10 protein-coding genes are annotated in these 11,694 nt (G+C 65.9%); 6 read left to right on the top strand and 4 right to left on the bottom strand.

Annotated features, from left to right (window positions below):
- The first annotated feature begins 36 nt into the window (after positions 1-36).
- Positions 37-519 carry a hypothetical protein gene (locus ACEN8U_RS17535; protein WP_015003594.1) on the top strand — a complete coding sequence of 161 codons (483 nt, stop codon included), beginning with the start codon at positions 37-39 and terminating at the stop codon, positions 517-519.
- 91 nt (positions 520-610) lie between these two features.
- Here the strand turns inward: ACEN8U_RS17535 and ACEN8U_RS17530 are convergent, their stop codons facing one another.
- Positions 611-1,456, bottom strand: coding sequence for an aldo/keto reductase (locus tag ACEN8U_RS17530; RefSeq protein ID WP_015003595.1), 846 nt, complete (start codon positions 1,454-1,456; stop codon positions 611-613).
- Positions 1,457-1,663: 207 nt separating this feature from the next.
- Between ACEN8U_RS17530 and ACEN8U_RS17525 the strand changes: the two genes are divergently transcribed.
- Positions 1,664-2,410 carry a GntR family transcriptional regulator gene (locus ACEN8U_RS17525; protein ID WP_013589427.1) on the top strand — a complete coding sequence of 249 codons (747 nt, stop codon included), beginning with the start codon at positions 1,664-1,666 and terminating at the stop codon, positions 2,408-2,410.
- A gap of 45 nt (positions 2,411-2,455) precedes the next feature.
- Here the strand turns inward: ACEN8U_RS17525 and ACEN8U_RS17520 are convergent, their stop codons facing one another.
- Entirely contained in the window at positions 2,456-3,865 is a 1,410-nt protein-coding gene (locus tag ACEN8U_RS17520; protein ID WP_041745719.1) for a CoA transferase, read from the bottom strand.
- Positions 3,866-4,005: 140 nt separating this feature from the next.
- Between ACEN8U_RS17520 and ACEN8U_RS17515 the strand changes: the two genes are divergently transcribed.
- Complete coding sequence (locus ACEN8U_RS17515; RefSeq protein ID WP_015003597.1) at positions 4,006-5,235, top strand: citrate synthase family protein; 1,230 nt, start codon at positions 4,006-4,008, stop codon at positions 5,233-5,235.
- 97 nt (positions 5,236-5,332) lie between these two features.
- Here the strand turns inward: ACEN8U_RS17515 and ACEN8U_RS17510 are convergent, their stop codons facing one another.
- On the bottom strand, positions 5,333-5,638 hold the full coding sequence (locus ACEN8U_RS17510; RefSeq protein WP_015003598.1) for a DUF2917 domain-containing protein: 306 nt from the start codon (positions 5,636-5,638) through the stop codon (positions 5,333-5,335).
- Between the two features lie 192 nt (positions 5,639-5,830).
- Here ACEN8U_RS17510 and ACEN8U_RS17505 point away from each other — a divergent pair, with 192 nt between their 5' ends.
- The 3 genes from ACEN8U_RS17505 (at position 5,831) to ACEN8U_RS17495 (ending at position 10,392) form a co-directional block, all read left to right on the top strand.
- Positions 5,831-7,240, top strand: a complete 1,410-nt coding sequence (locus ACEN8U_RS17505; protein ID WP_015003599.1) for a PLP-dependent aminotransferase family protein — start codon at positions 5,831-5,833, stop codon at positions 7,238-7,240.
- A gap of 96 nt (positions 7,241-7,336) precedes the next feature.
- Positions 7,337-8,797, top strand: a complete 1,461-nt coding sequence (mdtD, locus tag ACEN8U_RS17500; RefSeq protein ID WP_049799264.1) for a multidrug transporter subunit MdtD — start codon at positions 7,337-7,339, stop codon at positions 8,795-8,797.
- Between the two features lie 320 nt (positions 8,798-9,117).
- Entirely contained in the window at positions 9,118-10,392 is a 1,275-nt protein-coding gene (locus tag ACEN8U_RS17495; protein ID WP_035492875.1) for an EAL domain-containing protein, read from the top strand.
- On the opposite strand, the gene ACEN8U_RS17490 is transcribed toward ACEN8U_RS17495, so the two are convergent.
- A complete protein-coding gene (locus ACEN8U_RS17490; RefSeq protein ID WP_310107160.1) occupies positions 10,348-11,577 on the bottom strand; it encodes a sigma-70 family RNA polymerase sigma factor in 1,230 nt (409 codons plus the stop codon). The two genes, ACEN8U_RS17495 and ACEN8U_RS17490, sit on opposite strands and share 45 nt — an antisense overlap.
- Positions 11,578-11,694 lie beyond the last annotated feature (117 nt).

The raw sequence follows: 11,694 nt of genomic DNA, 5'->3' as shown, positions 1-11,694 counted from the left end.
TATCAGATTCAACGTTCGATATGAGGGCACCACAACATGCAAGCAAACGTCCCCTGCTCCGCGGCACGCGCGGTCGCCGGCCTCGCGGCGGCCGCCGCTTTCGGCTTCGCCTCGCTCGCGCACGCGCAAACCGGCGTGCAGAAGCCGGCGCCTGCTGCGCAGCCGCTGTCGCCCACGTTGTCGCAGGCCGCGCCGCCTGTCGATCCCAGCTTCTCCGCCTACTCGCTCGCGCAGACCTGCAAGCAGAAAAGCGATAACGTCGCGCAGGGTCAATGTGTCGGCGCCATTCGCGGCATCATCCACGGCTATCAGTACGGCGTGCTGTTCCTCGGTCAGCGCGCGTCCTTGCCGGCCAACGAAACGCAGCGCGTGTCGCTGTGCCTGCGCAATACGCCGGTGTCGTCGATCGTCGACGAATTCGTCGCGGACGCGGGCGAGGTCAACGACGACTCGCTCAAGCACACGCCGGCCGAAGTCGCGGTGCTGGGCTCCGTGCACATGCATCACAGCTGCAATTGAGGACGCGCGCCGTGCTTGTGAGCGTGCTTGTCCGCATGCTTGCGACCGGCGCGGCGAGCGCGGGGCACGGCGAGCGCGGCCGGCGCGGCGCTCAGAGCATTTCCAGCGCGCGCTTGCCGCGCGGCGGCTTGAAATAGCCGTCGATGGCAGCCAGTTCGTCGGCCTCGAGCCGCAATTCGAGCGCGCGGTGATTGTCGCGCACGTGCTCGACGCGGCCCGCCTTCGGAATCGCGAACACACCGGGCTGCTGCAGCACCCAAGCGAGCGCCACCTGAAACACCGACACGCCGCGCGCGCCGGCAATGTCGTCGAGCGGCGAGCGTTTCGGCAGACGCGCGTGATCGACGGGGCTGTAGGCCATGGCCGGCATGTTGCGAGCGGCGAGCCAGGGCAGCAGATCGAACTCCGGCCCGCGCCGCGCGACGTTATACAGAATCTGGTTGGTCGCGCACGCCGCGCCGCCGGCCACGGCCACGAGTTCCTCCATGTCGTCGGTGTCGAAGTTGCTCACGCCCCAGTGGCGGATCTTGCCGGCCTCGCGCAGTGCTTCGAACGCCGCGACCGTTTCCGCGAGCGGCACGGAGCCGCGCCAGTGCAGCAGATACAGATCGAGCCGATCCGTCTTCAGACGTTTGAGGCTCTGTTCGCACGCGGCGATCACGCCGCGCCGGCTCGCATTATGCGGATACACCTTGCTGACGAGGAACACCTGGTCGCGCAGTCCTGCAAGCGCTTCGCCGAGCAGCGACTCGGTCGCACCGTCGCCGTACATTTCGGCTGTATCGATCAGCGTCATGCCGAGCTCGATGCCGCATCGCAGCGCGTCGATCTCCGCCGCGCGGCGCGCGGGCCGCTCGCCCATTTCCCATGTGCCCTGCCCGAGTTTCGGGATGCGCTCGCCGTCGGGCAAGCTCACGCTTGCGATATCGCTCGTCATGCTGACTCCTGAAGTGACTGACTGTGGCTGAAGCTCCGCACATGCACCGGCGCAGCGAAGCGGCGCGCAAACACGGCGGTGCGGCTCCATGCGTACCGACGAGTTTAGCGGCTGCGCCCGCATCCGACCGGCGACCAGGCAAAAGCCCGCTATAACGCGGCGCGCCGATGTCTTAGAATTGCTCCTCGCCCTTCTAGCGTAAGCCCCATGACCTCTGCCTCGGAAGACCGCTGGCGCGATCTGCGCCCGGACCCGGAAAACGACACGCCGCTCTATCTGCAACTTGCCCGCAAGCTCGGCACGGCGATTCACGAGAACCGCTGGAATGCCGGCGAGGCGCTGCCGTCCGAGCGCGTGCTCTCGGAGGCGCTTGGCGTTTCGCGAATCACCTCGCGCAAGGCGATTGCCTTGCTCGTCGAACAAGGCTTGATTCGACGCACGCAAGGCGCCGGCAGTTTCATCACGCCGCGCTATGAAGATCCGCTGTCGCGGCTGTCGAGCTTCAGCGAAATGCTGCGTCGGCGCGGTTTTACGCCGAGCTCGAAGTGGCTCTCCCGCGAAATCGAGCCGGCCAATCGCGAGGAAGTGATCCAGCTGGGGCTTTCGCCGGCCGCGGCCGTGACGCGCCTGCGGCGCTTGCGTCTGGCGGACGGCATTGTGATGGCGGTCGAGAATTCGACCTTTCCCGCCGCGGTGATTCCTGATCCGCAGGCAATCGGCGATTCGCTGTACACGTATCTGGAGAATCGCGGGCTGACGATCGTGCGCGCGCTGCAGCACTTCCGCGCGGTGAATGCGAGCGAGGAAATCGCGCAGCAGATGAGCATCGCGCCGAACGAAGCGCTGCTGTTGATTACACGCGTCGGCTACACCGCGGATCAGCGCGCGATTGAACTGACCGACACGTACTGCCGCAACGATTACTACGATTTCGTGGCGGAACTGCGCAAATAATTCGTCGCTTGGGGAAAGACGCTCAGACGCAGCCGCATCGCGCCGTCAAAGCCACTTCGCCTCGTGCGCGCCGATCCGCGATGACGGCAACGCGAGGAACGCCGGCGTCTCTTCCAGTTGCTCGGCCGGCTGCACCGCCCGCACGCGGCCGAACTCGGACTGAACGGTATCGAGGCAGTCGCGCACGTCGTCGAGCGTGATGTCAGGCGCTGTCTGTCCATCCGGAATCTGCCCGAGCGATTGCAGCCACCGGCCCGTCTGTGCCAGCGATACCTTCACGTGCCAGCTTCCGCCTTCGGTCGCGCGTCGGGCCAGCGCGATCATGGCGCCGAAAGCGGCGAGATAGCCGGTCGCGTGATCGAGCGCCTGGCACGGCAAATGTCTCGGTTCTGGCGATGCCGCTGCCTGCCGCTCAGTCGCCGCAATGCCGCTCGCGGACTGCACGAGACTGTCGAAGCCGCGCCGCGAGGCCCATGGTCCGTCATATCCATACGCGCACACCGATACATACACGATGCCAGGCCGCATGCGCGCGGCGTCGTCGGGACCGAAGCCGCGCGCCGCCAGCGCGCCGGGGCGATAGGCTTGCAGAAAGACATCGGCGGCGCGCGTCAGTCCGCGCAGTGTGTCGCGGCCTGCCGCGTCGCGTAAATCGAGCACGGCGGAGCGCTTGCCGCGGCTGTTGTCGATGACGAGCGGCGCGATGTTCGGCAGATGCGGGCCGTTGATCATCAGCACCTCGGCGCCATGCTGCGCGAGCGCGCGGCCGCCGACCGGCCCGGCGATGATCCGCGACAGGTCCAGCACGCGCACGCCGGACAGCGGCCGGGTGCCGCCCTGACCGGATGGCGACAGATGACGCCGCGCCAGTTCCTGCGGTGCATCGCCGATACGCTCGATTTCGAAAAGCGGCAGTCTCGCGATTGCTTTCGCCTGATCGAGCGCGGCCCACTCGTCGGGCGTGCGGATCAGTGCCGCGCAGAGGCCTGCATCGGCGAGCGTCTGGTCGAGCGCGGCGCCGTCCCAGCCGTGTATCGCCGACGCGACCGCCGCGCGCTCGTTCTCGCAGCCGAGCACCTTCAACACGCCCGCGAGGTGATGCGCGAAATTCGTATGCAGCTGAATCCAGCGGCCGTCGCGCGTCTCGTAGAACCCGGTCACCGGATCGCGCAGCACGGGCGGCGGGCCGCCGTCGATTCCCAGATACCGTTCGCTGCGAAACGACGCCAGTGCGCGCCGCATGTCCACGGTGACGCGCTGCCCGCGTCCCGTGCGCAGCCGATGATATTCCGCCGCCGCGAGCCCCGTCGCCGCAATGGTCGCCGACGCGAGCGCGCCGACGCGAAACACCGACGGCAGGCCCGGCTCCTTGCCGGTCAGGTGGACGGAGCGAAGCGCAGCGGGCTCACCGCGAGCGAGTGTCCAGATGTGATCGAGCGCGAGTTCGGGGGTCATGGCGTTCACATTCGAGTCGAAGGAATGTGAACGAGTCTAGAAGCGTGCCTTGCACGAATCAATCTTGATTATGATAATCAATATATATTGAATTCTTTGGTTGTCGGCCGCTTACTACACCGACTTCGTCGCTTATCTTTATGTCTTCTTCCGACTCGTTGACCGCCCCTGAAGCCGCCGCCGAACTCGGCATCAGCGTCGCCACGCTCTATGCGTATGTGAGCCGCGGCTTGCTGGGTTCGTCGCCGGATGCGCAAGGCAAACAGCGCCGCTATGACGCGCGCGAAGTGCGGCGCCTCGCGCGGCGCAAGGCAGACGGCAAGCGCGCCGGCAAAGTCGCGCAGAAGGTGCTGGACTGGGGTGTGCCGGTGCTCGAATCGTCGATCACGCTGGTTGCCGACGGCCGCCTGCTGTATCGCGGGCGCGATGCGATGGCGCTCGCGCGCACGGAATCGCTGGAGGATATCGCGGCCTTGTTATGGGAATGCAGCGCGGCGCGCATTGCCGATGCGCCCGCCGTGCCGCTCGCCGCTGCTCAATGGGCCGCGTGGCTCAAACTCTGGAGCGACAGCACGCCGCTCGACCGGGCGCTCGTCCTGCTGCCGGCCGCGGCCGCGCAATTGCCGCGGGTCTGGGCGCTCGGGCGCGAGGCGCAACTCGACAATGCATGCGCCGTGATGCGGCTGCTGGCCGCTGCGATGATGTCCGCCGCGCCCTCGAATGCGCCGCTGCATCGGCAACTGGCGTCGGCGTGGCAGGTGCGCAACCGGCAGCAGGCGGCGCTGCTGCGCGCCGCGCTGGTGGCGTGCGCGGATCACGAGCTGAACGCATCAACGTTCACGGTTCGCTGTATTACGTCGACGGGCACGCACCTGTTCGGCGCGGTTGCGGGCGGCCTCGCCGCGCTGGCCGGCCCGCGCCACGGCGGCGAAACCGTGCGCATCGCGGCGCTATTGGAAGAAGCGTCGCGCGCCGGCGATCTCGACCGCTTTCTGGCGACGCGTCTGTCGCGACACGAACAAGGTGTGCAAGGACCGGTGCTGTCGGGCTTCGGCCATCCGCTTTATCCGGACGGCGATCCGCGCGCGCGGTTGCTGCTGGACCTGCTGCGGGAATGCGCGCCGGCACGCTCACCGCTCGGCGAGATCGAAGCGCTGGCGCGCGCGGTCCGCGATACGACCGGCGCAAAGCCCACGGTCGACTTCGCGCTTGCCGCCATTGAGCGTGTGCTCGGCTTGCCCGCCGGCGCGGCGTTCACGCTGTTTGCGGTGGGACGCGTGGTCGGCTGGATTGCGCACGCCATGGAACAGACGCGCGACGGCAGTTTGATCCGGCCGCGGGCGCGGTATGTCGGAGAGGTCGGCGGTTAGCAACCGGCGGTTAGCTGCCGACGGTTAGCAGCCGGCGTTTAGCAGCCGGCGTTTAGCGGCGGGCGGCATGGGCGGGGGTGTAGCCGGCCGCCCGCCGTCAGGCAGCGCCAAGCCAGCGGGGCAGCCAGTTCGGCAGCGGCGCACCGCGCGTCGGCTTCATGGCGCCACGCTCGGAGCCGCTCGCGAGCGCGAAGCGCGCGCCGGCTTGCCCCGCACTAATCCACGCGACGGCTCCGCGCGGCAGTTCGACCGATTCGCCCGTGGCGAGCCAGTAGTCCTCGCTGTCACCCTCGACCGTCAACCAGATCTCGCCTGAAATCACCTTGAAAGTGGACGGACGCGCGACACGCCAGGCGGTCGCCGGCTCCTCGTGTTCCAGTTCGAAAATTCGCACTTCACGCATGACCGTTCTCCTTCAAAGAACTTTTCTGGTGTAGCGATTATTGTCGTGCGAAGATCGGATACCCATGCACAGTTCCGAACAGTTTCGTCGGAACTGTGCAGTCGGAAAACCGAACAGTTGGCGCGGGAGGTTGTGTGGGTAGCCCGCGCCTCTGGCTCTTTTGACTGCGCGTCTCGTCCGGAAGGAAAGTGCATGCGACTTCAAATTCAACTCGATAGAGACAACGGCGTGCCGCTGACGGAACAGATCGTGACTGGCGTCACGATGTGGATCCGCTCGCGCGCCGCCCATCCCGGCTCAAAATTGCCGTCGATCCGCCAGTTTGCAGCCGACTACGGCGTGAGCCGCTTTCCGGTAATCGAGGCGTATGACCGGCTGGTGTCGCTCGGTTATGTGGATTCGCGCCACGGCTCCGGTTTCTACGTGGCCGACCGGCCGCCCGGCGGCTCGCCATGCGACGGCACCTCGGACCCGCGACGCGCCGAAGACGAATCCGGCCACCTGCTGCAGCAGTTCAACCATCCCGGCGAAACGCTGAAGCTCGGCAGCGGATTCATCCCCGAGGCCTGGCGCGATACGGAAAGCATTGCCCAGGCGATACGCCATGTATTGCGCACCGATCCCGCGAGCATGGTCGACTACGCGACGCCGCTCGGCAACCTGAGCTTGCGCGAGCACTTGCAGGCTCGCATCGCGCAACTCGGCATCCGCGCAGACACATCGCAGATCGTGATTACCCATGGCGCGAGCCAGGCATTCGACCTGTTGATGCGCTACATGCTCAAAGCGGGCGACACGATCTTCGTCGAAGACCCCGGCTACTACAACCTGTACGGGCTGCTGAAGCTGCACGGCGTTCGTCTCGTCGGCATCCCGCGTACGCGCAGCGGGCCGGACCTCGATGTCATGCAGGCGCAGTTGAAACTGCATAGACCGAAGCTCTTCTTCATCAACACGGTGTTCCACAATCCGACCGGCACGACCGTTGCGCCGCCGGTCGCGTTCCGGCTGCTGCAACTCGCGCGGGAGCACGGCTTCACGATCATCGAAGACGACATCTACGCCGACTTCCAGACCGACGTCACGGATCGCCTTGCGACCCTCGACCAGCTCGAACACGTGATTTACATCGGCGGACTGTCGAAGACACTATCGTCGTCGCTGCGGATCGGCTGCGTGGTCGCGAGCCACGCGATCATCAAGGACCTCGTCGATATCAAGATGCTGACGAGCATCGGCGGGTCGCTTTTTGCCGAAACCGTCACAGCGTCGCTGCTCGAGCGCGGCGCGTATCGCAAGTACCTCGAACGACTCCGCCGCCGGATGCGCGACGCGCTCGGCTCGACCATCCAGACGCTCGAAGAGGCGGGCTGGGAAGTGTTCGAGAAACCGGTCGGCGGCAAATTCCTGTGGGCGCGCGTGCCGCACGTGGAGAATGCCGAGCGGCTGGTGGAATGCGGCGCGCCGCTCGGCGTGACGGTCGCGCCGGGTAGCTACTTCCGGCCGGGCATGGAGCCGAGTCCGTGGATCCGGATTCATGCGGCGTTCGGCAACGAGCCGCGCGCACAGGCGTTTTTTCGGGCCGCGGCGCAATTGCGGTGAAGCTGGCGCCGCGCGCACCCGGGCCTTCCTGCGTGGTCCGCGGCTTTTCCCTAGAATAGCGAGTCCCTGCCCGTCCCCGCGCCTCGCCGCCACTTCATGTCCACGCCGCCGACTCCGCCCGCCCCCGCAACTGCCGCACCCAGCACTCCTTCTGCGCGCTCGCTCACCGTCATGTTGTGGCTCGTCGCGACGGGCTTCTTCATGCAGACGCTGGATTCGACAATCGTCAACACGGCCCTTCCCGCGATGGCGACGAGCCTCGGCGAACTGCCGCTGCGCATGCAGTCGGTGGTGATTGCCTATTCGCTGACGATGGCCGTCATGATCCCAGTCTCGGGCTGGCTCGCCGACAAGCTTGGCACCCGGCGCGTGTTCTTCAGCGCGATTCTCGTTTTCGCCGTCGGCTCGCTGCTCTGCGCCAACGCTCATACGCTGAACCAGCTGGTGATCTTCCGTGTCGTGCAAGGCGTGGGCGGCGCAATGCTGCTGCCGGTCGGGCGCCTCGCCGTGCTGCGGACCTTTCCGGCCGAGCGCTACTTGCCGGCGCTTTCGTTCGTGGCGATTCCAGGACTGATCGGCCCGTTGATCGGGCCGACGCTCGGCGGCTGGCTCGTGAAGATCGCGTCGTGGCATTGGATCTTTCTGATCAACGTGCCTGTGGGTGTCGCCGGATGCATCGCCACCTTTATCTTCATGCCCGACAGTCGCAACGAACAGGTCGGCAAGTTCGACCTGAAGGGCTATGTGCTGCTGATCGTCGGCATGGTGGCGATTTCCTTTGCGCTCGACGGCCGCACCGAATTCGGCATTCAGCATGCCACCGTACTCGTGCTGCTGATTCTGAGCCTGGCCTGCTTTGTCGCCTACGGCTTGCACGCCGTGCGCGAGCCCGCACCGATTTTTCCACTCGATCTGTTCAAGATTCACACGTTCAGCGTCGGACTGCTCGGCAATCTGTTCGCGCGGATTGGAAGCGGCGCAATGCCCTACCTGATTCCGCTGCTCCTGCAAGTGAGCCTCGGCTACAGCGCATTCGAAGCGGGCCTGATGATGCTGCCCGTCGCCGCGGCCGGCATGGCCTCGAAGCGGCTCGTGACCAAGCTGATCGTCAAGTACAGCTATCGCCGCGTGTTGATCGCCAATACGGTCCTCGTCGGGTTGACCATGGCGAGCTTTTCGCTGACGAGCGCCGGGCAGCCGTTGTGGCTGAGAGTCGTGCAACTGGCCTTGTTCGGCGGCGTCAACTCGATGCAATTCACGGCGATGAACACGCTGACGCTCAAGGATCTCGGCACCGGCGGCGCAAGCAGCGGCAACAGCCTGTTCTCGCTCGTCCAGATGCTCTCGATGAGCCTCGGCGTCACGGTCGCCGGCGCCCTCCTCGCCACGTTCACGGGCCTCCTGCCGCGGGTGACGGCGGCCAACTCCCTGCCCGCGTTTCACGCGACGTTCCTTTGCGTCGGCATCATCACCGCGGGTTCCGCGTGGATCTTCGCGCAGTTGTCGCCGGAAATCCGCACGCCGGGCAAGAAGACGGATCCTTCCGAGCGAACGTGAGTTTCTTTGACCCGCCGCGCTTGGGTCTGAGTCAGCACTCCTCTTCCCACCGGCACATACGCTTGCCCTGAATCCGACTTAATGTCCTCTAGGTCCACTTCGGTCCGCAATAGGGCGCGGCGCGCACCAGCAAAGTGCGGATTGCGGGCGCACACGCCAGGCTGATGCCCGACGTTCAGGGACGCACGCGTCAACTACACGCCTCCTCAGCGCTTCTGCATGCGCATAAATCTTGCTCACCTATCCTGTAAACTGCCGTGTTGCGCATGCAGATTCCGCATTCAACACGCCATCTCGCCGCCACCCACACGACTGACATGATGAGCATGATCGAACTCGATCCTCCCGGCTTCCAGCCTCCCCGCCCAATGGCCGGCGACGAAGGCTCGCGGCGCACAGTACTTTACGGCGCATACACCGTTTTCAGCGTGTTTCAGCCAGTCTTCTCCGTCTCGCACCGGCGCGCGATCGGCTATCACGCCTCGTTGCGTGCGCACGACGAGCATGCGCAGCAAGTGCCTTCGCACGAGGTTTTCACCCAGGCCGCGCGCCGAGGCGACCTGCTTGAACTTGGCCGACTGGCCGAGTCGCTGCACCTCGGCAACTTCAACGCGTTCGACAGTCACGACGAATGGCTCTTCTTGAGCCTCCATCCGGCCGCGCTGATGGATACCAGCTATGGCGACGCGTTGCTCGCCGGCCTGAAGGCGTTGGGCTTGCCGCCGCAGCGCGTGGTGCTCGAAGTGTCCGAGCAGGCCGGCGGCGAAACGACGCGCTTTGCCGAGATCATCGACGCGTTGCGCAAATCCGGCTTCCTCATCGCGCTGGACGGCTTTGGCGCCAAGCACTCGAACATTGACCGCGTGTGGAATCTGCGCCCCGACATCGTCACGCTTGACCGCTGCATCCTTGCACAGGCTAGCGAGCATTCGCATATTGAACGCGTCCTGCCGGGCCTCGTTTCGCTGCTCCACGAGTCGGGCCAATTGGTCTTGATGGGCGGCCTGACCACGGAGCGCGACGCCCTGATCGCGCTCGAATGCAACGTCGACTTCGTGCAGGGCGCGTTCTTTGCCGGCCCGAGCGTCGAGCCGGTCAAGCCCCAAACCGCTGCCGGCCTGATGGACTCGCTCTCCGCAGCGCTGCGCGAGCGCGTCGCCGCACGCGAACGCGCACAGGCCGCGCGGCTCGCCCCGTATGTCAGCGCGCTCGAAACGGCGGCGGCACAACTCGTTGCCGGGCAGCCTGCGGCTGAGGCGACAGCCCCGCTGCTCAAGCTCGGCGAGACGGCGCGCTGTTTCATTCTGGATGGCTCCGGACGGCAAATCGGCGATAACGTGCTGCCCCCCGGGCGCGCCTCGCAACGCGCGAAACGCTTTCGTCCGCTGTTGCATTCGGAAGGTGCAAGCTGGGAGCGCCGCCCTTATTTCATCCAGGCGATGCGGGCACCGGGCCAAGTACATCTCACCCCTCCCTATCTCTCAATCAATGAAGCACACCTGTGCGTGACGGCGTCTATTGCAGCGCATACACCGGGCGGCACGCAGGTGCTATGCGTAGACATCAACTGGGAAGTCGCGGCCCATCGCAATTGAATCCAGTGAGCGCTGCTGGATTCGCGCCAGCATTTCGGTGACAGCCGCGCGGCCGAGCAGGCGGTTGGCGGCCTCTAACCGCGACGCGCTCGTCACCGCGCGCAACGAGACGATCTTTGCCGCGCCGTCTGCGTAGCCGTAGACCGGGCTTGGGCCTCGCGGCTCGTCGCTCGTTAGGTGAGTTGTGGCGCCGGCTGCCGTGTCGGCTGCCGCGTCGGTTGTGACACCGGTTGCAGCACCGCTTCTCGCGCCGCCCCTGGCTGCAGCTGTCAGGCCTCTGTCAAAGCCTTCGGTTGAAACGTCGATCAACGCAACGACCTCGCCTTCGACAAGCAGCGCAATGGAAAGCGCTCCGTCCACCGACACCAGTTCCGCATGACTCGCCTGCTGCGCGAGCGACGTCACCCGCTCCATCCAGTCGCCGAATGCGAAATCCAGCGCGCTGGGCCCCGTCTCGGCGAGCGCCTTTGCCGGCACCCGGTGCGCGTGGGTGGCCGCCTCGGTAGGCGCAATGGCCGCTGAATGAGCCGCCGCGCTCGTCGCTCGGCACACCGGCTGGTCGGTGACGACTTCCGGCGCATCGCTAAACAACTCGAGTAAGCTCGCCCTGTCCTGCGCCTGCAGCGCATTGCGCAAACGCTCGACGATCCGCGCGTGCGCCTCCGGATCGCGCCGTTGCAACGGCGCACCCGCGCGCTGCAAGCGCGCCCTGGCCCGATGGACGATCTGCCGGCAACTCGCTGGCGCGCGCTCCAGGATCTTGCCGATTTCGGCGTAGTCGCAATCGAAGGCTTCGTGCAGCACGAAAGCCGCGCGCTCGTCGGGCTTCAAACGATCGAGCAACAGCATCACGCCATAGGACATTTCCGCAGCACGCAAGGCAAGTTCTTCAGCCGATGGCGCAACTTCGTCCAGCCACGGCTCAGGCGGCCATCCGGTAGCCTGGGAGTCGCGCTCGCGCTGCACATTTCGCAGACGGTCGATCGCCGTGCGCGTGGTGAGCGTAGTGAGCCACGCGGCCGGTGTTTGTACCTCATGCGTATCGGCAAGATGCCACTTCAGCCAGACGTCCTGCACGATGTCCTCCGCTTCCGCGCGGCTGCCGAGCATGCGGTACGCCAACGCGAGCAGACGGGCCCGCACCGCCCCGAAGCTGGATGCCTTGTCGATTTCGTGTTCTTTCATGCGTGGACCTCCAGATCATGCGTGGTGAAAAGCGCGTGCGCCGCCTACAGGATGCTTCGACGGCGCGCCGCAAAGGCATCCATTAGCAGCTTGACGGTTGGGCGGACTGCCGCGTGA

This window comes from Paraburkholderia phenoliruptrix, from assembly GCF_047325075.1.
Classification (GTDB): Bacteria; Pseudomonadota; Gammaproteobacteria; order Burkholderiales; family Burkholderiaceae; genus Paraburkholderia; species Paraburkholderia phenoliruptrix.
This window is presented reverse-complemented; position numbering and strand designations above follow the sequence as displayed.

What these genes read in the sequence shown, in the direction of transcription:
- ACEN8U_RS17535 (WP_015003594.1), top strand. Translation starts at nt 37, where the DNA reads ATGCAAGCAAACGTCCCCTGCTCCGCGGCACGCGCGGTCGCCGGCCTC.
- ACEN8U_RS17530 (WP_015003595.1), bottom strand. Translation starts at nt 1,456, where the DNA reads ATGACGAGCGATATCGCAAGCGTGAGCTTGCCCGACGGCGAGCGCATC.
- ACEN8U_RS17525 (WP_013589427.1), top strand. Translation starts at nt 1,664, where the DNA reads ATGACCTCTGCCTCGGAAGACCGCTGGCGCGATCTGCGCCCGGACCCG.
- ACEN8U_RS17520 (WP_041745719.1), bottom strand. Translation starts at nt 3,865, where the DNA reads ATGACCCCCGAACTCGCGCTCGATCACATCTGGACACTCGCTCGCGGT.
- ACEN8U_RS17515 (WP_015003597.1), top strand. Translation starts at nt 4,006, where the DNA reads ATGTCTTCTTCCGACTCGTTGACCGCCCCTGAAGCCGCCGCCGAACTC.
- ACEN8U_RS17510 (WP_015003598.1), bottom strand. Translation starts at nt 5,638, where the DNA reads ATGCGTGAAGTGCGAATTTTCGAACTGGAACACGAGGAGCCGGCGACC.
- ACEN8U_RS17505 (WP_015003599.1), top strand. Translation starts at nt 5,831, where the DNA reads ATGCGACTTCAAATTCAACTCGATAGAGACAACGGCGTGCCGCTGACG.
- mdtD (WP_049799264.1), top strand. Translation starts at nt 7,337, where the DNA reads ATGTCCACGCCGCCGACTCCGCCCGCCCCCGCAACTGCCGCACCCAGC.
- ACEN8U_RS17495 (WP_035492875.1), top strand. Translation starts at nt 9,118, where the DNA reads ATGAGCATGATCGAACTCGATCCTCCCGGCTTCCAGCCTCCCCGCCCA.
- ACEN8U_RS17490 (WP_310107160.1), bottom strand. Translation starts at nt 11,577, where the DNA reads ATGAAAGAACACGAAATCGACAAGGCATCCAGCTTCGGGGCGGTGCGG.